At 66.1% G+C, this 25,352-nt stretch carries 14 protein-coding genes; 7 read left to right on the forward strand and 7 right to left on the reverse strand.

Annotated features, from left to right (window positions below):
• The first annotated feature begins 32 nt into the window (after positions 1–32).
• The 4 genes from KUV82_RS13475 to KUV82_RS13490 all read left to right on the forward strand — a co-directional run bounded on the left by KUV82_RS13475 (position 33) and on the right by KUV82_RS13490 (position 9,708).
• Positions 33–1,886, forward strand: coding sequence for a carboxylesterase family protein (locus KUV82_RS13475; RefSeq protein WP_219954756.1), 1,854 nt, complete (start codon positions 33–35; stop codon positions 1,884–1,886).
• 137 nt (positions 1,887–2,023) lie between these two features.
• Entirely contained in the window at positions 2,024–4,351 is a 2,328-nt protein-coding gene (locus KUV82_RS13480; RefSeq protein ID WP_219954757.1) for a hypothetical protein, read from the forward strand.
• Between the two features lie 117 nt (positions 4,352–4,468).
• Positions 4,469–7,552: a CHAT domain-containing tetratricopeptide repeat protein gene (locus tag KUV82_RS13485; RefSeq protein WP_219954758.1), complete on the forward strand. Its 3,084-nt coding sequence runs from the start codon at positions 4,469–4,471 to the stop codon at positions 7,550–7,552.
• Positions 7,553–7,653: 101 nt separating this feature from the next.
• Positions 7,654–9,708, forward strand: a complete 2,055-nt coding sequence (locus KUV82_RS13490) for a S9 family peptidase (protein WP_219954759.1) — start codon at positions 7,654–7,656, stop codon at positions 9,706–9,708.
• 78 nt (positions 9,709–9,786) lie between these two features.
• On the opposite strand, the gene KUV82_RS13495 is transcribed toward KUV82_RS13490, so the two are convergent.
• From KUV82_RS13495 to KUV82_RS13505, 3 genes are all read right to left on the reverse strand, one after another.
• Positions 9,787–11,565 carry a DUF885 domain-containing protein gene (locus KUV82_RS13495; RefSeq protein WP_219954760.1) on the reverse strand — a complete coding sequence of 593 codons (1,779 nt, stop codon included), beginning with the start codon at positions 11,563–11,565 and terminating at the stop codon, positions 9,787–9,789.
• A 1-nt stretch (position 11,566) separates the two neighbouring features.
• On the reverse strand, positions 11,567–13,354 hold the full coding sequence (locus KUV82_RS13500; protein ID WP_219954761.1) for a DUF885 domain-containing protein: 1,788 nt from the start codon (positions 13,352–13,354) through the stop codon (positions 11,567–11,569).
• 100 nt (positions 13,355–13,454) lie between these two features.
• On the reverse strand, positions 13,455–15,257 hold the full coding sequence (locus KUV82_RS13505; RefSeq protein ID WP_219954762.1) for a flavin-containing monooxygenase: 1,803 nt from the start codon (positions 15,255–15,257) through the stop codon (positions 13,455–13,457).
• A gap of 132 nt (positions 15,258–15,389) precedes the next feature.
• Between KUV82_RS13505 and KUV82_RS13510 the strand changes: the two genes are divergently transcribed.
• From KUV82_RS13510 to KUV82_RS13520, 3 genes are read left to right on the forward strand one after another with little or no spacing between them, the layout of a single operon-like run.
• Positions 15,390–16,460: a Gfo/Idh/MocA family protein gene (locus KUV82_RS13510; RefSeq protein ID WP_219954763.1), complete on the forward strand. Its 1,071-nt coding sequence runs from the start codon at positions 15,390–15,392 to the stop codon at positions 16,458–16,460.
• Between the two features lie 13 nt (positions 16,461–16,473).
• A complete protein-coding gene (locus KUV82_RS13515) occupies positions 16,474–17,427 on the forward strand; it encodes an aldo/keto reductase (RefSeq protein ID WP_219954764.1) in 954 nt (317 codons plus the stop codon).
• A gap of 8 nt (positions 17,428–17,435) precedes the next feature.
• A complete protein-coding gene (locus tag KUV82_RS13520) occupies positions 17,436–18,356 on the forward strand; it encodes a TauD/TfdA family dioxygenase (protein ID WP_219954765.1) in 921 nt (306 codons plus the stop codon).
• On the opposite strand, the gene KUV82_RS13525 is transcribed toward KUV82_RS13520, so the two are convergent.
• The 4 genes from KUV82_RS13525 to KUV82_RS13540 all read right to left on the reverse strand — a co-directional run bounded on the left by KUV82_RS13525 (position 18,349) and on the right by KUV82_RS13540 (position 25,338).
• Positions 18,349–20,010, reverse strand: coding sequence for a solute:sodium symporter family transporter (locus KUV82_RS13525; protein ID WP_258319766.1), 1,662 nt, complete (start codon positions 20,008–20,010; stop codon positions 18,349–18,351). The genes KUV82_RS13520 and KUV82_RS13525 overlap by 8 nt on opposite strands.
• A gap of 105 nt (positions 20,011–20,115) precedes the next feature.
• Positions 20,116–21,258, reverse strand: a complete 1,143-nt coding sequence (locus KUV82_RS13530) for a DSD1 family PLP-dependent enzyme (protein ID WP_258319767.1) — start codon at positions 21,256–21,258, stop codon at positions 20,116–20,118.
• On the reverse strand, positions 21,258–22,511 hold the full coding sequence (locus KUV82_RS13535; protein ID WP_219954767.1) for a D-arabinono-1,4-lactone oxidase: 1,254 nt from the start codon (positions 22,509–22,511) through the stop codon (positions 21,258–21,260). Before KUV82_RS13535 ends, KUV82_RS13530 begins: the two co-directional genes overlap by 1 nt.
• Positions 22,512–22,668: 157 nt before the next feature.
• Positions 22,669–25,338, reverse strand: a complete 2,670-nt coding sequence (locus KUV82_RS13540; RefSeq protein WP_219954768.1) for a hypothetical protein — start codon at positions 25,336–25,338, stop codon at positions 22,669–22,671.
• Between the last annotated feature and the right edge of the window lie 14 nt (positions 25,339–25,352).

The following is a 25,352-nucleotide window of genomic DNA, read 5'->3' on the forward strand; positions in this document are numbered from 1 at the left end:
CCTCCCACTTTTCCGAAAGCCCTTCGAGCATCATGAAGAAACCCGTTGCCGCGGCGCTGATTGCCGCTTCGCTTGCCCTGCCCGCGCTCGCCATCGCCCAGGAGGAGACGCCGAGCGCAGCTCTGATGGACGAGGCCGCGCCGCGCGCCGACGGTGTCCTGTCGGAGCCGGAGGCCGCGCTTGCCCCGCGCCCCTTTCCCGTTCAGCTGCGTTTCGACAATCCGGATGTGAAAGCGCCGCGCATCGATTACCGCGTCGGCTACACGGCGACCCATCTTTATGTCGCGATCACAACCAGCGCAGATAGTGTGACCTATCGCAACCGGGGCTGGCTGTGGGGCGACGGGTGGCGCATCATCCTCACCGATAGCGCGCTGGGCCCGCGTTCGGCCCGTTTCATCGAGCTTATCATTTCCCCGCGCGCCGAGGGGGATACCCGCCGCGAATTGGCCATGGCGGTGCAGGACGGCGAGCAGGTCTACCGCGCGCTCTCGCCCGCCTCGACGGTTGCCGAGGCCCGGATCGCTGACGGTACGCTGTTCGAGGCCCGGATTGCCTGGGCTGATCTCGCGCCCTTCCACCCGCTGTTCGATCCTGCGATCGGCCTCAACCTCTATTTCGCCAAAGCCTTCGAAACCGCGGAGACCGGCCCCTTTGCCTATGGCCACGCGCTGGTCGCGGACGAGGCGATCTTCGATGAGGGCATCCTTTCACGCCGCGGCGTGCCCTTGCGGTTCGGCGATAGCGGCACCGCCGAGGGCGGCGGCGTCTGGCGCCTCGCCACGCGCACAGTCGTGGCGGGGCAGCCGCTGATGCTCGAAAGTCCGGTGTCCTTTCGGGATACCGCGGCTCCCCGCGCACGAATGGAAGGCGTGGGTGTGCTGGACGCGGCGCCGGCAGGAGGAAGCGCGCGGTGGACCATCGACACGGCGACCATGGCGCCCGGCATTCACGCGCTCACCCTTCCTGGGTCCGACACCGCGACCGAAGTCTTCGTACTGCCGCCCCTCGGCACGCAGGCACTGCGCGAACACGCGCAAGCGAACGCGGAAACCGTGGGCCCGGCGGGGATCGAGAGCATCCACTTCCTCACGACCGATTTCGAGCAGCGCCTCGCGCGCCTGCAGCCCTATGCGGACGGCTCCGAGCTCGTGAAGGACGCGGTCCGGCTCACAGCTATCTCGGCGCGCCTCAATGCGGGCGAGGATCCCTTCCCGCCTTCGGACAGCCCCATGCGGCGGGGGTTCCGCTCACTACTCGACGGCAGCCACCAGCCCTACAGCCTGCGCCTGCCCGAAGGCTTCGATCCGGCGCGCACCTACCCCGCCATGGTCTTCCTGCACGGCAGCGGCACCGACGATCGCGGTCTGCTCGACCGCGCGCGCAGCAACGGTCGCTTCGTCGAGATCGCTCCCGGGGGGCGGGACAGCTACCTCGCCTACGCCTCGCCCGCCGCGCAGTGGGATATCCGCGAGGCGCTCGACAAGGCGGGCGAGGCCTATGCGATCGACCGCGAGAAGGTGGTGATCGGCGGCTTCTCCATGGGCGGATACGGCGCGCTGCGCGCCTTCTATGAGAACCCGGAACGCTACGCCGGGGTGGCGGTCTTCGCCGGGCATCCCAACCTCGCCAACGAATGGCTGGGCGGCGGCTTTCCCAACTTCCTCGAGCCCGAATTCCTCAAGCCCTTCGCCGGGGTCCCGGTGTTTATCTACCACGGCAAGAAGGACGCGGCCCTGCCCTTCGCGCTCGCCGAACAGCTTGCCGCCGCGCTGGAAGAGGCCGGTGCCGTGGTTACCTTCAGCCCCTCGGAAGAGAACGGCCACGTCTATCAGGACGCGGCAACGCAGGCGCGGTTCGACACGTGGCTGAAGCAATTCGAGTAAGGGCAGTCACTTTTACCACACCAACTGTAAAATACGTCGAAAATACAGTTTCTCCTGTTTCAAGGGGCCGTCCGCCCAAGTATTCGAATCACGTTGTGCTTGGACCAACGTGTTTTTGAATTATCAGGGTTGAAATCATGAAATCGACGTTCCTCGTGGCCGCGAGCCTCGTCTCGCTGGGCACTGCCATGCTCGCGCTCCCCACTCCGGCAAAGGCGGACAACACGCCGGAATGCAACACCACCGACGGCCCGAGCGGTCCCGGCGGCGAAGCCGGTGATGTTGACGACGGGCTCGAATGCGGGATCGACACCTCCGCTCCCGGCGAACGCGCCGTGGCGCTGGGCAACGGAGCGACAGCGGAGGCTTGGCGCTCCATCGCAATTGGTGAAGCTCGAGTTCTCTCGAACGCCCAACATGGCCTCGCAATCGGCGACGGCGCGTGGGTATCCGGAATAAGGGCAGTCGCGGTTGGAAGCGCGGCCACGGCTGAGGCGCTCAATTCCGTCGCATTGGGCTACGGCTCCTATGCGGATGAAGCCAATACGGTGTCGATCGGCAGCGCCGGCAACGAACGCCGCTTGGTGAATCTGGCAGCAGGCGTCAATGACACCGACGCTGTTACTGTTGCCCAGCTCAACGCTGCGACCGGCACTCCGACGCAGGCCTATTTCATCGCGAACAGCACAAGAAGCGGTGCCGTCGCGAGCGGGACCGACTCAATCGCAGTAGGCGGGGAAAGCCGCGCGACCGGTCAGAACAGTATCGCGATGGGCGTGTACGCCATTGCGGAGGGAACCAGCGCAATCGCGCTGGGCTTTGGCTCGCGCGCCACGGGTTTCCTGTCTAGCGCCTATGGAAATGGCTCTTTTGCTGCCGGCGAACGCACCGTGGCGTTCGGGGCGGGTGCGCAGGCGGACGGAGCGAGGACGGTCGCGATTGGGGTCGAGGCACGGTCCGGTTCCACCTATCAGCCAAGCGCCGAATCGGTGGCGATTGGCTACAAAGCAGAGACCTCGTACGCGTACAGCATTGCCTTGGGTGCCAACGCAAAAGCAGTAGGCAACCGATCGATCGCCATCGGCGGCAACGCTCAAGAAGGCGGAATCTACGGCGCATTTGCATTGCGGGATGACTCGATCGCAATTGGGGTCGACGCCTCGGTGTATGCCGAAAACTCCATCGCGATCGGCAACCTCTCGTTCGCCGACCAACCGAACACCGTTGCGTTCGGTCACTCGGGCAACGAACGACGGCTCGTCCATATTGCCGACGGCATCGCCGACACCGATGCGGCCACGGTCGGCCAGCTCAACAGCGCCATCTCGGGCATCCAGGCGGCTACCGGCGCCAATGCGGCCGAACTCGCCTACCTCGCGGTGAGCAGCACGCTCAACCCGGCACAGGCGAACGGTTCCAACGCGACAGCATTGGGCGGAGCGGCGCGGGCCAACGGGACCAGCACGCTGGCGGTCGGTGCTCTGGCGAGCGCGCAGGCCGATCGCGCCACGGCCATCGGGTCGGGCGCAATGGCAAGCGGTACGGACAGTATCGCGCTGGGCCGCGGCGCCGCAGCGACCGATTTTTCGGCAGCAGCGCTCGGCACCGCCTCGCTGGCTGAGAACCTGAGCACGGCGGTCGGCTACACTGCCAAGGCCCAGGGCCTGCGCTCGACCGCCATCGGCAGCAAGGCCGAGGCCGACAAGCGCGAGGCAACCGCGGTCGGCGCCAACGCCAAGGCGCTGTTCAGCAACTCGACCGCGATCGGCGCGAACGCAATCACTACCGCTGGCAACCAGGTGATGCTGGGCGGTGCGGGATCGAGCGTGGTCGTGGCGGACATGACCTCCTCCACCGCCGCGCAGTCGGGCACGCTCTACACCGTGACGGTCGACGAAAACGGCGTTCTAGGCCGGGGCACCGCGATCAGCATGCAGACCGTCGCGCGCATGGCAGCGGACATCCTGCGCCCGGGCCTGTCGCGCGACGATGCGCATTTCTTCGAGGACGCCAACGGCAACAATCGCGTTAGCGGACTGGCATCGGGCGCGATCGCCATGGCCACGCCGGAGTTCGACGCGCTGACCCAGCGGGTCGACAACCTCGTCGGCCGGGTCGACGGGATCGACACCCGCCTTGGCGCTGTCGAGACCCGCGTGGCCCAGATCGACAGCCGGCTCGGCACGGCCGAGGGCCAGATCACCGAGCTGTTCGACCTTGCCACGGCCGACCGGCGTGACTTCCGCCAAGGCCTTGCGGCCGTCGCCGCGATGGCGAACCCGCACTTCCCGAGCGAGGATGGCAAGACCAGCTACGCCTCGAACGTGGCGCTGCACCGCGGCTTCGTCGGCATCTCGGCCGGCCTCATGCACCGCGTAGACGAGACCTTCGCGCTGAGCGCCGGGATTACCTACGGCGGCGGTGACAGCACCACGGTCAAGGCAGGCATCGCCGGCGAGTTCTAGTCCGCTCCCGCAAGCACCAGAGGGGCCCGCGCCGCATCACGCAGCGCGGGCCCCTTTTGCGCGCGATTTGCCAAGCGCGCGCACCGGGGGCAGATTGCCTGCTGGGGGAGAGTCACAATGGACCATCGCACCGCGTTCGCGCGCCTCATGCTCGTACTTGCCGGACTGGTGAGCCTTGCAGGCGCGGCCACTCCTGCATCCGCCGGGCTCGATACCGGCAAGGTGATGCTCATCATGGAGGAGGCATTCCGGCCGACGCCCGATCAGGTGACCGAGTTGCAGCGCATACTCGGGATCGAACGCGCGGCCCTGGCGGCAGAGGAAGAGCAGGGCTGCCTTGCGGCCGAGCCGCTGCACCGGCAGGTCTTCGAAGCGAAAAGAGCGCTGATCGGCCTGCGCCATTCGATCACCCTGAACTCGCTGGTCAGCATTGCCCGATGCCAGGCGACACGCGGCGATTTCGCCGCTGCGCTGAAAACGCGCGAGCGCGAATGGGACGAGCGCGGCTGGACCGTCGGAACACACGCAGACGCCACGGTCGAGGCGCTACGCTGGATGAGGATGGTGGGCGAGCAGGCGCTCCGCCAAGGCCAGCCTACGGGCATCCTTGCCCCGCTTGGCCGAGCCTATGCGCAGCTCTTCCTTGTCGATGCGCATGATCTCACCGGCATCCCCGGAGTTGCACGGCCAAGTACGGTCAGCGCGGCGATCGCGGCCTATGACCTCGGCCGATCGCGCGATGGCGGCGGCGATGTGCGCCCGGCCATGCTTCTGCTCGAGGCGGTGCTCCTCCAGCAGTGGACGCTTGGCAAAGACGCGCCGCTGACGCTTGCAGCCATGTCCCGCTATGCAGAGGGCCTTGCGGCCCGTGGCCGGACCATGGACGCCCGGTATATCGCCTTCACGCTCGCCGAGCGCGCGGACCGGGAGCTTGGCCCCGGCCATCCCGACAGCATCCGCTACCGCCTCCAGCTAGCCCGGCTTGCGCATGACACCGGCGATAGGGAAGCGGCGCTCTCCCATGCCGAGGACGCCGACCGGCAGGCTGCGGCACACCTGCCCCCATCCCATCCGGTCGCCCTGCTTGCGCGCTTCCACCGCCTGGCGGCTGCCGGGGCGGGTTCGGGGGCACAGGATACCGCCGCGATGGAAGCTGCGGCCGAAGCGCTGTTCGCCGAGCGCGGGCGCGCCGATCAGGACTCGCTTCAGGTCGCAAGCCTTCTGGCGCAAAGCCTTGTCGCCGCGGGCGAACCGGAACGGGCAGCGCAGGTGGCCAGCCGTACGGCCACGGCCGCGCGCGAGGATGGCAGCATCTACATTCTGGAGACCGCACGCTTCGAGGAGGCCGAAGGGCTTGCGCGCCTGCACATACCCGCCCAGCGGCACACGGCGCACGATTTCATCGACGGGTCGCAGGTCGGCTCACGCATGGCGTTTGAAGTCGCCACTTATTCGCCCGGAACCGGCGATGAACTGGACGCCGCGCTGGCGGACCTTGGCCAGAGTTCGCGCCTCGCGCTCGATTCCCTGTGGTTCAAGCTGCGTCACGAAGGCGGCGCGCGCGACGGCTGGATCGACCAGCAGGTTTTTACCTACATGCAGGAAACCCTGCGCGGCGGCGCGGCTGGCGCGATCTCGGAAAAGGCGGCCATCCGCGCGATGGACGGGCTCGACCCACAGCTCGGGCGGCTGGCCCGCCAGCGGCGCGACCTGACCGAGCGCTGGCGCGCCCTGGACGAGCGCGTCATCGACGCGATTGCCAGCGAAGGCTCCACCTCCGAAGCAGGCGTAGCGCTGCTGCGCGAACGTGAGGCAATTCGCAAGCGCGTCGCCGAAATCGACGAGGCCTTCATGGCCCAGACGGAGGATTACTCCCTCATCCGCTTCCCGGCGCCGGCAGCGCTTTACACCGCGCAGGAACGGCTGGGGCCCGATGAGGCGATCCTGCTCATCGTGCCAACCGAGTTTGCATCGCATAGCCTCGTGGTGACACGCGACGGGGTTCACTGGCACCGTTCGGACTGGACCCGCCAACGGGTCGAACGGGCGGTGCGCGGGCTGCTCATGGATGTCGGCGCCAATGTCGAGATGGGCGATGCGGAATACGCGCAGTGGTCCGAAAGCCGGGCAAGCCCCAACGCCTTCGATCGCGGCACGGCTTACGCGCTCTACACGCAGCTTGTCGCCCCGCACGCCAACCTCCTTGCGGGCAAGACCCACCTGTTCTTCGCAGGCGACGGTATCCTGTCGAGCATGCCGCTCTCGCTGCTCGTCACCCAGCCGCCACGCGGCGACGACGGCGATCCGGAAAGCCTACGCGCCACATCCTGGTTCGCCGATGAGATAGCGAGCGTGCAGATCCCTTCCGTCAGCGCATGGGCTTATCTGCGAAGCCGCGGCGAACGCAGCGTCATTACAGGACCGGCGCGCTTTGCCGGATTTGGGGATCCGGTGCTCGAAGGCGCGGCCCAGACGCGCGGCGCAGCCATCCAGCGCCGCCAGCGCGGCGCTTCGGTCCCTCCCGCTAGCGCGGTCTTCAGCTCGGACCTCCGCACGCGCGGTGCTGGCGTTCGCGCAAGCGACCTGCGTGCCCTTGCGCGCCTGCCCGGGACCGCGGTCGAGCTTGAAGCCATGCGCGGAGCCCTCGGCGCGGCCCCTGTCAGCGTGCGATTGCGCGAAGCGGCGACCGAGACCGGGGTCAAGCAAGCGCAGCTCGCCGATATCGATGTGCTGGCCTTTGCGACGCACGGGCTGGTTGCGGGGGAGCTGCGCGGCGTGGCCGAGCCGGGCCTCGTCTTTACTCCGCCCGCCGAGGCGAGCGAGGCCGACGATGGCCTGCTGACCGCAAGCGAAGTGGCGCAGCTCGATCTCGCAGCAGACTGGGTCATCCTCTCGGCCTGCAACACGGCGGCCGGGGACGGAAGCGAAGGCGCAGCCGGCCTTTCCGGCCTCGCCAGCGCCTTCTTCTACGCCGGCGCCGACACGCTGCTCGCCTCCCACTGGCCGGTGCGCGATGATGTGGCGGCGCGCCTCACGGTGCGCACCATCGAAATCGCGCGCGCGTCTCCCGGAATGTCGAAAGCGCAGGCCTTCAAGCAGGCCATGCGCGAAATCCGGCAGGACCCGGAAGCCGATGGTGCGCAGGACAGCTGGGCGCACCCCAACGCCTGGGCTCCCTTCACGCTTGTCGGGGACCGGTAGGAGCGCCGCCGGGAGCCCGCGCCCCAGCTTGCGGATTTGCCCTTGCGCGCACCATCGCTATAGCGACCTGCATCGCTTCCCCTGGAGAGGACCAGAACCTTATGACCCTTCGCGCGCCGCTTACCGTCGCCGCCCTTCTCGCCTCCGCCTCGCTTGCCGCGCAGGCGCAGGCCCGCCCGATGACCCCTGAAGATGTCGCCAAGATCGAGGCCGTCGGCACGCTCGCCGTTTCGCCCGATGGCAGCCGCGTCGCCTACACGACCGCGCGCCTTCCCGACATCACCGACGGGGAAGAAAACGGCACCACCACGCAGCAGCTCTCGATGGCCTATGGCCCGGATAACGCACGCGAATTCCTGCCCGCGGACATGAACGTGCGCGCGCTCGACTTCTCGCCCGATGGCCGCATGGTCAGCTTCCTGTGGGCAGACGGGGACGAGAAGACCGCCGTCTGGGGCATCCCCGTGGATGGCGGCGCGCAGCGCAAGCTCGCCCATGTCGATGGCGCCTCGGTGAGTTCCTACGCCTGGTCGCCCGATGGCAGCCACATGCACCTGCTGGTCGGCGCTGCCGAGGACAAGGCGCGTACCAAGGAGCGCAAGGCCGGCTTCAACTCGGTTGTCTACGAGGAAGAGCAGCAGCTGACCCGCCTGTTCCGCGCCCGTATCGGCATGGAGCCCGACGCCGAGCCGCAGCAGGTCGAGGTGCCGGGCTATGTCACCTCATTCCAGATTTCGGACGACGCCCGCATCGGCGTGATTGAAAGCGCACCGAGTACGCAGATCGATGATCAGTACACCTCGAAGAAGGTCCACATCCTCGATATGGCGAGCGGCGAGGTCGTGCGCGTGATCGACACGCCGGGCAAGATCGACGACGTCGAGATTTCGCCCGATGCGAGCCAGCTGGCGCTGATCGCGGCGGTCGACATGAACGATCCGGCGGCGACCACGATCCATTTCGTCGACACTGCAACCGGTGCCGTCACCCCGCACCGCGCGGGCGAACCGGAAGCCGTGGTCGATGTCGAATACATGGACGATGGCCGCCTTGTCGCCGCGGTCCATGTCGGCGCGCAGAGCGTGCTGCGGATCCACAACACGGATGGCTCGCTGGAACGCGAAGTCGATCCCGGCGCGCTTATCATCACCAATGTCGAAACCGCCGGTTCGGTCATTGCCGTAGGCGCCAACGCGCCGCAGCACCCGACCGAGCTGTTCAGGCTCGACGGTGACAGCTTCACCCGCTGGACCCGCCACAACCCCTGGCTGTCGGAGATCGACTTCGGCACGCAGCGCACCTTCCGCTACACCGCCCGCGACGGTCAGGAAGTCGAAGGCGTGCTGATCGAGCCGGTCGGCGGCGCTCCGGCTGGTGGTGCTCCGCTGATCCTCAACGTGCACGGCGGCCCCGAAGCGCATGACAGCAACGGCTGGCAGACCGCCTATTCGAAGCCGGGTCATGTCGCAGCGGGCCAGGGCTATGCGGTCTTCCTGCCGAACTACCGCGGCTCGACCGGCTACGGCACGGCCTTCTCCAAGCAGCATCAGGGCAATTACACCGATCCGGAATTTACCGATCTGGTCGACGCCAAGCGCGCGCTGGTGGCCGAAGGCATCGCCGACGGTGACCGCACCGGCGTGACGGGCGGCTCCTACGGCGGCTACGCCACCGCCTGGTCCTCGACCCGCTGGAGCGAGGAATTCGCCGCCGGTGTCATGTTCGTGGGCATTTCCAACCAGATCTCCAAGTTCGGCACGGGCGACATCCCTTACGAGATGTATAACGTCCACAGCCGCGCCTGGCCGTGGGACAACTGGCAGAAGATGCTGGAAGTCTCGCCGATCTACCATGTCGACAAGGCCGAAACGCCGATCCTGATCATGCACGGCGAGGAAGACACCCGCGTCGATCCGGGCCAGAGCCTCGAGCTTTACCGCGCGATCAAGATCCGCAAGCCGGATACGCCGGTGCGCATGGTTTTCTACCCGGGCGAAGGCCACGGCAACCGCAAGGCCGCCGCGCGCTACGACTACAACCTGCGCATGATGCGTTGGTTCGACACCTATCTGAAGACGGGCGACCGCGACGCACCGCTGCCGCCGGAACGCCCCGAGCTGCCGGCCGGCACGACCGGAGCCGCCAGCGAAGACTGACCGCTTCGTCGACCAACAAAAAGGGGCCGCGTGGCATAGCGCCGCGCGGCCCCTATTCGTTTGGCCCTGACCGGCTGCCTATTGGCCGCCGGCAGCGATCCAGGCGTCGATCTTCGCTTCGAGCACGGCGAGCGGGATGTTGCCGCTGTTCAGCACCTGATCGTGGAACACGCGGATGTCGAAATCCTCGCCCAGCGCCTCTTCGGCCCGCGCGCGCAGTTCCTTGATCTTCAATTCGCCGATCTTGTAGCCCAGCGCCTGCGCCGGCATCGCGATGTAGCGGGCGACCTCGTTCTCCGAATAGTCGCGCGGATTGCCGTTCTCGACCATGTATTCGACCGCCTGTTCGCGGGTCCAGCCGAGCGCATGCATGCCGGTGTCGACCACCAGGCGTACCGCGCGCTTCAATTCGCCATCCTCCAGTGCCTGCAGGCGGTCCACCGGATCATCGTAGAGGCCCAGTTCGTAGCCCAGGCTTTCCGCATAGAGCGCCCAGCCTTCGCCATAGGCGGTGTACCAGCCGTGGCGCAGCAGGTCGGGCAGGCTCTCGTCCTCGATCGCGAACATCACCTGGAAATGGTGCCCGGGATTGCCCTCGTGAATGTAGAGCCGCACCGACGGGCTGAGCTCGCGCTCGGCCGCGTTCCAGCCGCTGAAATAGAAGGTCCCGGGGCGCGTCCCGTCGGGCTTCCCCGGCTGGTAGGATGCGGCAAGGAAGAACTCCTCGCGATAGGGTTCGTAGGGCTTGATCTCGAGCGGGGTTTCCGGCTGGCGCAGGAACAGCGGGCCGATCACCGCATCGACCTTCTCGCCGACCTCGTACCACGCCTCGGTCAGCGCCTCCTTGGTCTTGTAGACCGGCGGACGGCGATCGCCGCGCTCCTCGATGGCCTGACGGCGTGCGACATTGATCCGCTCGACCTCGGCGAGGCCAATCCGGTGCACTTCCTCGGCTGTCAGCGGCAGCGTCGTCATCTCGGCGATGCGGTAGGAATAATAGGCATCGCCGCCCGGCGTCTCGGTCGCCCCGATGCTGGTGCGCGCGGCGGGCAGGTAGGTGTCGCTGAGATAGGTCCGCAGGCGCCGCATGGCGGGATAGAGCGTGCCTTCGATGGCCGCAGTCAGCGCAGCCGTCGCCTGGCCTTTCTCAGCGTCGGTGAAATCCTCCGGCAAGGCGCGCAGTGGGGCGTAATAGGGATTGTCCTCTTCAGGCGTCGCAAGCTGTGTGTCGAGCTGCTCGATCATCAGTTCGACCGTCAGGCGCGGCAGGGTGATGCCCTGCTCGATACCCGTGTCGAAACGTGCGATCACATCCTCGACCATCTGCGCATAGGCTTCGTGCCGCGAGATGTTGTTGGCGTAATCCTCAACCGTTTCGAACGGCATGATACCGTCGGTGGCCGAAAGGCTCGGGTAAGAGCCCTGGATTCCGCGGAAATGGTCGATCGGGGTGGCAAGTATGACCTGCAGCACCTCGCCCTCGGTGGCAGCAAGGGTGCGCTCGTTGGCGTAGCGGAAGGTATCGTATGCGATCTGCTCGCCGGCATCGAGCGCTGCGCGGTCGATCGTCGCAAGGCTTGCGATGTTGCACACCGCCGCCGCCCGTTCCGTCTCATAGTAGGCCGGAGAGAAATCGCCGAGCTTACCCGCTTGCGAGAACTCGCCGCGATAGAAGGCGCTGGTCGGATTGCGCTGGAGCGAGGCGGCATCGCTCTGAGCCATGAGCGCGCGCAGGCGTTCGCCCTCGTCCTGCGCGGCTTCGACGGTATCGCAGGCCTGGGCGGCGGGCGCAGCGAGCGTGGCGGAAGCAATGGCCAGCGCCGAGGCGAGGCGGAATGCTGTGCGAGCTCCGGTCATCTTACTGGCCTCCATCCGCGATCCAGGCATCGATCTTGGCTTCAAGCACCGGCAGCGGGAGGTCGGCCGTGTTGAGCACCACCTCGTGGAACTTGCGCACGTCGAAATCATCGCCCAGCGCGTCTTCGGCCTTGGCGCGCAGCTGCTTGATCTTCAGCTCGCCGGTTTTGTAGGCGAGCGCCTGGGCGGGCATGACGATGTAACGCGCCGTTTCCGCCTCGGCGAAATCGCGCGCGGCGCCGTTTTCGACCATGTATTCGATGGCCTTCTCGCGGCTCCAGCCGAGAGCGTGCATGCCCGTGTCGACCACCAGGCGCACCGCGCGCAGCATCTCGCCGCCCTCGAGCGCTTTCAGTCGCTCGACCGGATCGTCGTAGAGGCCAAGCTCATAGCCCAAGCTCTCGGCGTAAAGGCCCCAGCCTTCGCTGAAGGCGGTGAACCCGCCGTAGCGCATGAACTCAGGCAGCTCCTCGTTCTCGATGGCGAACATCGACTGGAAGTGATGCCCCGGATTGCCCTCGTGCATGTAGAGCGAGATCGAGGTGCCGAGCTTCCGCTCGGCGACGTTGTAGCCGCTGAAATAGAAGGTCCCCGGACGCGAGCCGTCGGCCTTGCCCGACATGTAGCTGGCCGCGAGGCTGAACTTCTCGCGATAGGGCTCGTAGGGCTCGATACGCAGCTCGGCCTTGGGTTTGCGCAGGAAGACCTCGTCCATCAGCGGATCGACCTGTTCGGCCACCTCGTACCAGGCGGCCTGCAGCTCGGCCTTGGTGGTGTAGGTCGCGCCGATGTCGCCACCCGCTTCGGCCTTCGCCTCAGCGATGGCCGCGTTGATCCGGGCGACTTCGGCAAGACCGGTGTCGTGGATCTCCTGCGCGGTCAGCGGCAGGGTGGTCATTTCCTCGATGCGGTAGCCGTAATAGGCATCGCCGCCCGGATTGTCGGTGGCCGCGATGCTGGTGCGCGACTGGTCGCGGTATTCGCTGACGAGGTAGTCGCGCAGCTTGGTGAGCGCGGGCATCAGCGTTTCGGTCAGCACCGTGCGGTGTTCTTCGGTCAAACGCGCGCGTTCGCTTTCCGGCACCGTATCGGGGAAATTCGCAACCGGCGCCCAATAGGGGCTTTGCTCAAGCGGCGCGTTGATCTGCAGGCCGAGCTGCTCGATCATCAAATCGACCGACATACGCGGCAGGGTGATGCCCTGCTCGGCCCCGGTGCGGAAACGGGCGATGGCCTGGTCGATACCCTCGGCAAAGGCGCGGTGGCGGCTGAAGTTGTTCTCGTAATCCTCGACCGTCGCATAGGGCATCAGCGCGCCGGGTGCGGAGAAGCGCGGGTAGAATACGTGGAAGCCGCGGAAGTGGTCGATCGGCAGCGCAAGGACGGTTGGCAGCACGTCGGGCGCGGTCATCGCCAGCGTGCGTTCCTGCCCGTATTTGAACACGTCGTAGGCAATCCGGTCGGTGTCGCCCAGCGCATCGCGGTCGATGGCCGCGAGTTCGGCAAGGTTCGCCTCGGCCGCGTCGCGCTCCGCCATCAGGCCGGCAGGGGAGAAATCGCCCAGCTTGTCGGCGTCGGAGAAATCGCCGCGGAAGAAGGCGCTGATCGGGTTGCGGTCGAGCGATTCCGCTTCGCTGCGCTCGAACAAGGCGTGGAGCTTGGCGCTCTCGTGCTCGGCCGCCGACATGGTAGCATGGTGACCGGCATGGTCCTGTGCGTAGGCGGGCAGGCTGACAGTGGCGCAGGCGATGGCCGTCGCCGAAGCGAGGCGCGTGAAGGTACGGGTCATTCTGGTGTCTCCCCTGAGATCGTGCGCGCGAGGCTAGCCGTGCAGCACAGCGCCGCAAAGCCCCTTCGACCAACGGTTCGTTGCGCCCGGCGAAGAGCGCTTAGCGGAACTCCAGCCCCTCGAATTTGCCCGATTTGCGCCACTGGTCGATATGGGTGAAGAAGCCCTGCGCGCCTGCCGGATGGCCCAGCGCGAAACGCTCCTGCTCGCCGTAGCCCTGCCCTTCGTTGTTGTAATAGCCGGGGGTGCATTCGGTGTTCCCGATGCGGGCGCCGGGGCCGGTGAGGAGGAATTCGACCCATTTGGTCTCCGCTTCCTTGCTCGGCTCCACCGCCGCGTGCCCCTGCTCTTCGGCATGGCTCACCACGCACGCGACGGTATCGGCGTGGTCGACAAGGTTGTGGGGGTAATTGGCGATGAAAGCCGCCGCCTGGTTCTGCTGGACGAAGAACATGTTCGGGAAGCCGTGGACATGCAGCCCGTGGAAGCTGCGCATCCCGCCCGACCAGTAGTCCGACAGTTTCTGCCCGCCGCGCCCGGTCACATCGTAGCCGGAGCGTTCGACGAAATCGGTGCCGACCTCGAAGCCCGAGGCGTAGACGATGCAGTCGGTCTCGTACTCCTTGCCGTTCGCAACCACGCCCTTGGCCGTGATCCGCTCGACCCCCTGGCCGTCGGTGTCGACGAGGTGGGTGTTCTCGCGCGTGAAGGCCTGCAAATATTCGTCGTGGAAGCAGGGGCGCTTGCACAGCTGGCGGTACCAGGCCTTCAGCTTCTCGCCCGCTTCGCCGCCCACGATTTCCTCGGCGCGAGCGCGGATTTCGCTCATCTTCTGGTTATCGGCATCTTCGAAGGCGGCCATGATGTTGGCCGGCGTGCGCTCTTCGGGCGGCATGTCGATGACCTGCGCGCGGATGCGCTTGCCAAGATCGGTCCAGCCATCGTCGACAAGGTCTTCGGGCGGGAAGCCGACGCCAAGGTTGGCGACGAAATTCTCTTGCCATTTCTTCTGCCAGCCGGGGCCGGTGACCGCGTCGAACCAGTCGCGCTCCAGCGGACGGTTGTTACGCTCATCCACCGAAGATGGCGTGCGCTGGAAGACGTAGAGCTCCTTCGCATCGCGCGAGACATTGGGCACCACCTGCACCGCCGTCGCGCCTGTGCCAATGATCGCCACGCGCTTGTCGGCAAGGCCCGTCATGGGATCGCCCTCGGGCGTGCCACCGGTATAGGCGTAATCCCAGCGGCTCGTGTGGAAGCTCTTGCCCTCGAAGGTCTCGATTCCCTCGAGGCCTGGCAGCTTGGCGACGTGCAGCGGGCCAGTGCCCATGCCGACATATTTGGCGGTGAATGCGTCGCCGCGGTCGGTGCGGATGATCCACACACTGCGCCCCTCGTCCCATTCGAGGTCGGTCACCTGCGTGTGAAACAGCGCGTTGTCATAGAGGTCGTACTGCCTGCCGATGCGGCTGCAATGGTCGCGGATTTCGGGGGCGTGCGCGTATTTCTCGCTCGGCATGTGGCCGGTTTCCTCGAGCAGCGGCATGTAGATCATGCTCGCCGTATCGCACTGCGCGCCGGGATAGCGGTTCCAGTACCAGGTCCCCCCGAAATCGCCGCCCTTCTCGATGATCCGGTAGTCGGTGATGCCGGCTTCCTTGAGCCGTGCGCCGACGACAAGGCCGGCAAAGCCCCCGCCGATGAAGGCGAAGGTCACGTGGTCGGTGACGGGCTCGCGTTCCGTGCGCGGGGTGTAGGGATCGGTCGCGAGGTCGGAGAATTCGCTTTCCAGCCGCTTGTACTGCGCCGCCCCATCGGCGCGCAGGCGCTTGTCGCGCTCCTCGGCGTATTTGCGCCGCAGCGCCTCCTTGTCGATCGCGCTGCCCTTGTGAGCGGTGGCCATGTCTCTCTCCCTGTCGCGCCAGTCTCGATTCGCAACTGAAGCATCATGCGGTCAGCTTCGCGCGGGGACAAGTGGCTGGTGAAGCGCACAAAGTGGCTTGCGACCGCCGCCCTCCACCCGCAAGGAGGCGGCATGAGGGACACGAGGCGATACGCGATCATCGGATGCGGCATGATGGGCCGCGAACACATGCGCAATATCGCGCTGGTGCCGGGGGCTGAGTTGGTCGCGATTGCCGATCCCGACGAAGGATCGCGCGCAGCAGCGCAAGCATTGGGCAAGGAGCTGGGCCAGGATTTCGCCCTGTTCGAAGACACCGCCAGCCTGTTTGCGAGCGCGACAGTCGACGCGGTCATCATCGCATCGCCCAATTTCACGCATTTCGGCGCGCTCGGCGAGATCATGCCGCTTGGGCCCGCGATCCTAGTCGAAAAGCCGCTGTGCACCACGATCGAGGACGCCGCCGCCATCGCGAAGGCGGCCGAGGATTATCCGGCGCTGTTCTGGGTCGGGCTCGAATACCGCTACATGCCGCCCGTCACCCGCTTTATCGAGCGCGTGCAGGCGGGCGAAACGGGCGCGGTGCGGATGATGTCGATCCGCGAGCACCGTTTTCCCTTCCTGCCCAAGGTCGGCGACTGGAACCGCTTCAATCGCAACACCGGCGGGACGCTGGTCGAGAAATGCTGCCACTTCTTCGACCTCATGCGCCACACGCTGCAGGACGAGCCGGTGCGCATTTTTGCGAGCGGCGGGCAGGACGTGAACCATCTCGACGAGGTCTATGACGGGGCGGTGCCCGACATCCTCGACAACGCCTTCGTCACGGTCGACTTCGCCGGCGGGGCGCGCGCGGTGCTGGACCTGTGCATGTTCGCCGAAGGGGCCGAGCAGCAGGAAGAGATCTACGCGCTCGGCGCCAAGGGCCGGCTCGACGTCGCCATTCCCGCCGCAGAAATCACCTGGTCGCCGCGCGACCGCAGCGGACCAGTGGTGGAACCGGTCGCCACCCCGGCCGAAGCGCTGGCGGCAGGCGACCATCATGGCGCGACCTTCTACCAGCTCACCCATTTCGACGCTGCGCTCGCCACGGGCGGCGCGGCGCAGGTGACCGCGCTCGACGGGCTGCGTTCGGTCCAGATGGGCGCCGCCGCGCAAAAAAGCATCGCCACCGGCCAGCCGGTCGCGCTCGATTTTACCTAAGGAGGACGCCTGCGTGCCTGAAACCATCCCTTCAATCGGCTTCGGCTTCTGGAAGGTCGCGCGCGAGGACGCCGCCGATGTCGCCTACCAGGCGATCGAGGCAGGCTACCGCCACCTCGACTGCGCCGCCGACTATGGCAATGAAATCGAGGTCGGCCAGGGCATCGCGCGCGCGATTGCCGATGGGCTGGTGACCCGCGAGGAGTTGTGGGTCACGAGCAAGCTGTGGAACACCTTCCATGCCCCGGAGCATGTCGAGGAAGGCTGCCGCAAGTCGCTCGATGACCTCGGGCTCGACTACCTCGACCTCTACCTGGTCCACTTCCCCATCGCGCTCGAATACGTGCCGATAGAAACGCGCTACCCGCCCGAATGGGTGCACGATCAGGAGGCCAATTCCGGCATGAAGCGCGCCAAGGTTCCGCTCCACGCGACCTGGGGCGCGATGGAGGCGCTGGTCGGCAAGGGCCTCACCCGGCGGATCGGCGTGTGCAATTACAACTCCGCCCTGATCCACGACCTGATGACCTATGCCACGGTCCAGCCCTACGCCCTGCAGGTAGAAGCGCATCCCTATCTCACGCAGGACAAGCTCGTGCGGATCGCGAAAGACTACGGGATGGAAGTGACCGCTTTCTCCCCATTGGGCGCGCTCTCCTATGTCGAGCTCGACATGGCGGGACAGGGCGACAGCGTGCTCACCGAACCGGTCGTCACGGCGGCGGCGGCAGCGCATGGCAAGACACCGGCGCAGGTGGTGCTGCGCTGGGGCGTGCAGCGCGGGACTTCGATCATCCCCAAGACCAGCAAGCCCGAGCGCATGCGCGAGAACCTCGACATCGAGGATTTCGCCCTCTCCGATGACGAGATGGCCGCCATAAGCGCGCTCAATGCGAACCGGCGCTTCAACGATCCGGGCGTCTTCGCCGAAGCCGCCTTCGGCACGTTCCACCCGATCTACGACTGAGGCCGACCATGGCGACACGCGAAACCGAATTCCCGGCGATCATCGAAGGCAGCGGCGACCTGGCCGCCTTCCTGCAGGAAAACCGCGCACAGGTCGAAGCGCGCCTAGCCTCTGCCGGCACCGTGCTGTTTCGCGGGTTTGACGTGCCGGATGCCTTTGCCTTCGACGCGGCCATCGAAGCCTATGGCGCGCCGGGCTTCACTTACGAGGACTCGCTATCGAACGCGGTGCGCACCAATGTGACGCCGCGCGTCTTCACCGCCAACGAAGCCCCGCCTCAGACCGAGATCTACCTGCACCACGAAATGGCGCAGACACCGATCTACCCCTCGGCCCTGTTCTTCTATTGCGAGATCGCGCCCGAAGCAGGCGGAGCGACGCCGCTGTGCCGTTCGGACTGGGTCTTTGCCCGGCTAGAGCAGGACGCACCGGCCTTCGCCGCGCGCGCCGAGGCCGAGGGCGTGCGCTACACCAACGTCATGCCCGGCGAAGACGATGCAGGCTCGGGCCAGGGGCGCAGCTGGCGCAGCACGCTGAGCGTTGCCGACAAGGCGGGCGCGGAGGCCCGGCTCTCCGATCTCGGCTACAGCTGGGAATGGCTGGAGGGCAGCGGCCTGCGCGTCACCACCCGCACGCTGCCGGCCGTCCGCAGCGTCGGCGACGGGCGCAAGAGCTTCTTCAACCAGCTGATCGCCGCCTTCCGCGGCTGGTCGGACAGCCGCAACGATCCCAACCGCGCGATCACCTTCGGCGATGGCACGCCGATTGGCCCTGAGGACATGGCCGATGCGATCCGGATCGCCGACGAGCTGACCTACGACCTTGCCTGGCAGGCGGGCGACGTGGCGCTGGTCGACAATTACATGGTGATGCACGGCCGCCGGCCGTTCGAGGGCCGCCGCCGGGTACTGGCCTCGCTCGTCAGCTAGACGCGCGCACCGCCCTTGCCGAGGCGCCCCAGACAAGCGCGTTAAGGACTGCCAGCCCCGCCGCCAGCACGCCGAACAGCGCGCCCGGCCCGTCAGCGGCGGCAAGGCCAAGGGGCGAGAACACAAGGTAGAGCAGCACCACACCCGACAGCAGCGAGAAGGCGACCGGACGGGCGAAGCGCCAGGGCGTCATGTCGACCTTGTGGCTGTCGGTAGCCTGGTAGGGTTCGGCGCGCGGGTGCCAGTATCCGGCCGCCAGCATGATGCCGACCTCGATCACGAACAGGATCGCGTATTGGTGGATGAAGTGCAGCGTCACAGTATCGTCGAACACGAAACGCAGCAGGCCATAAGCGATCACGTGGAACACGATCACCAGCTTCGCGCCCAGTGCGGGCACGCGGCGGGTGAACAGGCCCATGATCACAATCACGACCGTCGGGATGTTGTAGAAGCCGGTGAAGACCCTCACGATCTGCCACAGGCCTTCCTCGGCAAAATAGAGCAGCGGGGCGACGCCGAAGGAAAACAGCGCGATCACCACGCTGGCGATCTTGGCCACGCGCACCAGATGCGCGTCGCTCGTCGCGCCCTTGCGCGCAGGCGCGTAGATATCGAGCGTGAAGAGCGTCGCCGCACTGTTCAACAGCGAGTTGAACGAACTGAACACCGCGCCCAGCAGCACGGCGAGGAAAAAGCCGGCCATCCAGGCGGGCAGTACATCCTCGATCAGGCGCGGATAGGCTTGGTCGATCGTGCCGAGGCCGGGCCCGTAGAGGTGGAAGGCAATGACGCCGGGGACCATCATCATGAAGGGCACCATCAGTTTGAAGAAACCCGAGGCGAGCACGCCCTTTTGCCCCTCGGCCAGTGACTGCGCGCCAAGCGTGCGCTGGATCACATATTGGTTGGTGCACCAGTAAAAGAGGTTCGCAAAAATCATGCCGGTAAAGATCGTCCCGAAGGGCGTCGGGTCGCCGGCAGCGCCGATGGCGTTGAGCTTTTCCGGATGGTCGCCGACCAGCTTTGCGAAGCCGGCGGTAAAGCTACCCTCGCCCAGCGCGATCAGGCCGAGCACCGGGACCAGCGTGCCAATGATGAGCAGGCCGATCCCGTTGAGCGTATCGGACACCGCAACCGCCTTCAGCCCGCCAAAGATCGCATAGGCCGCGCCGGTCAGGCCGATCACCACAACGGTCAGCACCAGCGCGGGGAAATAGGCAAGGCCCGATAGCTGCGGCACGTCGAAGAACTGCATCACCGCGATCGAGCCGGAATAGAGCACCGAGGGGATGGTCACGAGCCCGTAGCCCAGCATGAACAGCACCACCGACATGCGCTGCACCGTCCCGTCGAACCGGTCGGCTAGGAATTCGGGCAGGGTCGTGAAGGCGCCCGCGAGGTAGCGGGGTAGGAAGAGGAACGCCATCGCCACCGTCGCGACCGCGGCGGTCACTTCCCAAGCCATGCTGGAGAGATTGTAGCCATAGGCCGAGCCGTTAAGGCCGATGAGCTGCTCCGCCGACAGGTTCGTCAGCAGCAGCGACCCGGCGATGAACCCCGCCGTCAGCCCGCGCCCGCCGAGGAAATAGCCGTCCTTGGTCTCGACCGAGCCGCGCGTCTTGCGCCAGCTGATGCACGCGATCAGCGCCATTACCGCTGCGCAGGAAGCGATTGTGAAACCCAGGGACCCGTCCATCGGCCAAGGGTTTAGCCCAAATGCCGCGCTTGGCTAGGGCCATGGCGGAAGGGTGGTGGCCTAGCGCGCTCGTCCGCGTGCGCTGACGGGCCAGATGTCCGCAAGAGTGCCATCGCGAACCACGTGGTAATGATCATAGAGGTTCACTGTCGGGTCGCAGTGCGGCACGACCAGGCTCACCGGGTCCCCGGGACGCAGGCGGTCGCCGATATCGCTTCCCACGAGCGCCCCGTGCTCGTCGCCCATGAAGGCAAAGACCGTTTCGGGAGGCGCACCGCTGGAAACCTGCGGGCTCCCTCCATCGGTCGAGAGCGACTTGAACCCCGCATCGACTGTGACGAGGCCCTTGTGGTTGGCACTGACGACACGCGCATCAACCGCGAGAGACGTCTCGAAGGGCGCTTCACCGCTCCCGTCGAGATCGCAGTCGAGATACTGCGCATCCATGAAGACGTACGAACCCGTCTGGAGTTCGGTAAATGCGCCCAGCTCGAGATCTATCGCATGGGTCCCGGTGCCGGAGCCGGTCACGATTTCGGGAGGGAAGCCGGCTTCGCGAAGCGCCCCGATGACATCTCGCAGGTATCGCGTGCGCTCCTCGATCGCTGCTCGGCGGGCCGCGTAATCCTCGATGTGCTGCTGCGACCCGCAATAGAACTGGAGTCCGCGCAGGCGCAGCCTTGGACAATCGGCAATTGTCCTGGCCAAGTCGACCGCCGCCTCGGGCGATGCGACACCAGTGCGGCGAATACCGGGATCGACATCGATGACCACGTCGAGCGTGGCATCGATGCGGGCCAGCTGATCATCAATAACCGAAGCGACCTGCGGGTTGTCGACGACAGCCATGAGGCGCTCTGCACGCGGGGCAAGCTTCGCCAAGCGGTTGATTGCGGCAGGCGCTGCGACGGGCGATGTGATGAGCACTCCCGCCACGCCTGCATCGACCATGACCTCGGCCTCGCCAATCTTGGCGCAGCAAATACCCACCGCGCCGGCAGCCAGCTGACGGTGAGCGATATCGACGCTCTTGTGCGTCTTGGCGTGTGGACGCAGCGCTACTCCCTTCTCGTCCGCCTTTGCCTGCATCGCAGCGATGTTGCGGTCCAGCCGGTCGAGATCGAGCACCAGCACGGGCGTGTTGAGCGCCGCACGCGATCCCTGCTGACCGATAAGGTGCGCATGGAGCTCCCGGTCGTCCATCAGCTGAACAAGCCCTCGAGATGCGGGTTGAGAAACTTGCCGGCAGGATCAGCCTCCCGGCGCACGGCGCGATAGCGCTCTGCCATGGGATAGAGCGCGTTGACGTCGTCGCGCGTCAGCGTATGGCGCTTTGCCCAATGGGGTCGTCCACCATGGGCGCGGAAGATTGCCTCCGCCTCCAGGAACAGGTCCCGCCACGGCATCTTCGCATACTGGTGCATCGAAATTGCGGCGACTGGCCCCGCGTTCATGGGACTCATCCAAATGTCGTCCGCAGCGACAAGGCGGAATTCGAACGGGAAGGAAACCGGCAGTCGCTTCTTGCGGATCCAGGTCACCAGCTCATCGAGCGTTTCCAGCCCGACCGACTGGGGCATTTCGTATTCCATCTCTTCGAAGGGAATGGTTCGATCCGACGGGAAGATCGTGTGGGCAGGTCCCTTGCGCCGCCCGTGCATTTCCGACCGCATCATCAGTCGCTGAAGCGTGGGCACGAGCGGGGGGACCATCGCCCCGATGTTGAGCAGCCGGCGGAAGCTGGCCTCCTCCATGTCCGTCGTGGTGGGCGGCGGGTCGCAAGGATCGCAGGGTTCCAGCGTCTTCAAAATCACCGTGTCGGCATGGGGAAAGAACCAGAATTCGACGTGGCGCAGCTCGCGGGCCAATTCGAAGTATCGCTCGCGAATTTCGGCCCAGGGGCGCTTCTCGATCCGCTCGCGAAGGTGATAGGCCGGGACCACATCGCACTCGATCTCGGTCGCGATACCGAACATCCCCAGCGACAGGCGCTGCGCTTCGAACAGGTCCGCTTCGGTGCTCGCATCGCACCAGGTCGCTTGCCCGTCCGGCCCGACGAGGCGGAAACCGCGAGCGAAGGTCGCGAGATTGCCGAGCTCGAGGCCCGTCCCATGCGTGCCGGTCGCCATCGCTCCTGCAAGCGACTGCGGGTTGACGTCGCCCTGGTTCGCCAGCGCGAGCCCGTGCTCCCAAAGCTCATGCGTCACGCGCTTGATGCTCCAGCCGGCCGGAACGCGTGCGGTTCGCCTGTCCGAGGCGATCGTCAGGCGGCCATCCAGCTCGGCCAGGCTGACGATGACGTCGTCATCGGCACATAGCGGCATGAACGAGTGCCCTGCACCCGTCGGCCTGACCGTTGTCGCCCCGCGCACCAGCGCGCCGAGTTCGTCCTCGGTCCGCGGCAGGTGGACCACCCCCGCTGCGTTCACGCTGCCTGACCAGTTGGACCAGCTCATTGCGCCGCAAGCCTAACACGCAGGCGTATCGAAGCCAGCCTTTTTGCGATGCCGCCGCCCTTCGAAAAGCAGGCCGTGGAAAGCGGGTCTGACCTGCACCTTCGATTGGCTACGCGCAGGCAAAGGGATCTCCGCGCCCAGGTACGTGCTCGCAATTTCAACGCGATCCGCTAACCCGGTAGAGGTCGTTGCGACGGCCTCCGATCGGTCCCACGCTGATCATCTTGCGGTGCAGGTCCAGCTGAACCTGGACGTTCCTCGACCGATCCTGAAGGTAGACAGACCAGTCGTCACGGCCGGTTTCGATGAAGGTGAACTTCAGCCGTCCAGCCGCATCGTATTCGGCCCAGCCCGGCCCGAGCTTCTTGCGGAACGACCCTCCGGGGAAATCGACGCGCTGAACGTTTCTGCCGTTCACACCCGTATTGCGGGCGCCCTGCGCCTGGCGAGACCGATCCGCCTGCGCGCGCGCGGCCTCGGCCTGCCGACGGCGTTGTTCGGCCAGTTGCGCCTCGCGTTGCTGCCGCTGGCGCTGGGCCTGCGCACGCTGTTGCTGCTGCCTTTCGGCCTGGCGGCGCCGCTCTTCCTGTTGCTGCCGGAGACGCTGGGCAGCGGCCTGCTGTTCGCGCCGCCGTTGCTCTGCCAGACGCTGCTGCTGCTGCCGCTGTCGATTGGCTTCCGCCTGCCTGCGGCGTTGCTCGTCGGCGGCGCGCTGTTGGCGCTGGCGTTCGGCTTGCAATCGCCTCTGTTCTTCAGCGGCGCGTTGCTGGCGATTGCGCTCAGCCTGCACCTCGCGCGTCCGGTCAGGAAGCGTGGCAGCCTGTCTCGGCGAGCTGTCCATGGCGGATCCGCCCCCCTGCCCCTCCCTGTAGGAACGGGTGATGCGATAGGCATCGCCGCGGCGCCCGCTGATCGGACCGATCGAGATCATCTTGCGGTGCAGGTCGAGCTGCACAGATACGTTGCGGGACCTGTCGACGAGATAGACCGACCATTCGTCGCGCTGCGTTTCGGCGAAGTTGTAGCGCGCGTTGCCGTTCTGCGCGATTTCCAGCCAACGCTTGGGCGCGGTCCGGACAAAGCGGCCACCATTGTAGTCGACCTGTCCGACGCTGTAGCCGTTGATGACGCCCCCCTGTCTCGGCTGGCTGGTCTGCGCAGGCGATGACGAAGAAGGAGATGACGGTTCCTGCCGAGGCCGCTGGGCAGCCGGCTCTCTGCCGATCCGGTAGGAGCGCGAGATGCGGTACAGGTCGCGCATGCCGGAGCCTGGCGGCGCGTAAAGCACCATCTTGCGGTAGAGATCGATCCTCATTCGGATGTCGCGCGTCCGGTCGATCACATAGACCGAATATTCGTCCCGTCCCGTCTCTTCGAAGGTGAAGATCGGGCGACCCGAACTGTTGTACTCGGTCCACTGCCGGGTCGCGGTCTGGCGGAAGACATTGCGACCGGCATCCACCTTCACGAGATTGCCGGCGTTCACGCCGGAGGTCGTGAAGGGGCCGTTGGGAAGCGGGCTGCCCGGCGGGCCGTTACGCCCCGGGGTATTGCGGCCCGACGTGTTGCTACCCGAAGACGGCGGCACGTAATTCGTCGCGCTGCCATCGAAACGATCCTCAATCGGACCGGCTCCACCCGATTCGAACCCGCCGGCAGCTTCGAAGACCTTGAGCAATGTCGCCGGATCGCCTTGCGAACGTGCGGTCTTCGGCGAAAGCCTCATCATGTCGTTGCCGCAAGCGTTCTGCTTGGTCACCGTGAAATGCGATCCGGGTGCAAGATAGTGTGCGCCGGTTTCGTCGCGGAGCACCTCAGGACCGCCGGTGATGTGGTATTCGGGCATGCGCCTGCACTGGAAAGGCCAGGCATAGCCGGCATACTGCCCCGCCATCACCACCGACCCGTTTTCCATCAGGTATTCGCCGAATTTTCTCGCGCCGTAGGTCGCAAGGACCTGGACCGATTCCTTGGCCGCTTCCTTGATCAGCTTCTTGGCAACCTGCTTGGCAGCAACCCGGCCCGCCGTGGCGCCAAGCGACGTGCCGCCCGAAAGAACGCCAAGCGCCACTTCGCCGACAATCTCGACGACCGGCTGGACGCAATCGGCATCGGTGAGGGGGCTTCTGCCGTCAGGCTGGATGTGCATGCGAAGCGTGAACCAGACCGCCCCGGTGTCTCGGGCGTAGGTCCCCGGATTGCCGTTGAACTTGGCCGGAATGACATCGTAGTAGAGGCACCCCGCCTGCTCGAGCGAGAAGGCGACCGGCCACTGGGTGTGGTTCACGAAGCGGAAGCCGGGGCTCGCACGGCGGTCCGAGTTGCTGACCTTGGCGAATTCCTGCCGCGAGAAGATGCGGTAGCTGTCGCCATAGGCCTCGATGCGGAATTCGGAATAGCCGGTCCCGCTGGATTCATACGGCGTTACGCTGAGGCGTTCGCCGTGCTGTGAGCGACTGCCCGGTGCAACCCGCCCCCCGATCTTGTGGATCAGGCACAGGCCGCGTCTGTCGGTGGCGACCCATGTCCGGCCCGGCGCCACGGTGTACTTGTCGTTGCTGCAGCCGGTGTACCGAACCGTGCCGGTGATCGTGTAAGGCGTGTTATTGGTTATCCGCGCCTGGTCGTAAGCATGCGCCGCGGACGGAATCAATCCCAGCGCGCCCAGCGCAAGCAGGACCCTCAACAGCGCAACGCGAACATCCATCGACGCCTCCCCCAAAGCGTTTGATGACCATCGCGACCACTGATTTCCTTGAGCCTTAACGCTGACCTTCCAATTCTCCAAATCCAATCCGCCCGGGGTTCTGGTGCCCTCGTCCGGCACCTCAGTCGCGGGAG

Source organism: Qipengyuania flava (assembly GCF_019448255.1).
GTDB classification, from domain to species: domain Bacteria; phylum Pseudomonadota; class Alphaproteobacteria; order Sphingomonadales; family Sphingomonadaceae; genus Qipengyuania; species Qipengyuania flava_A.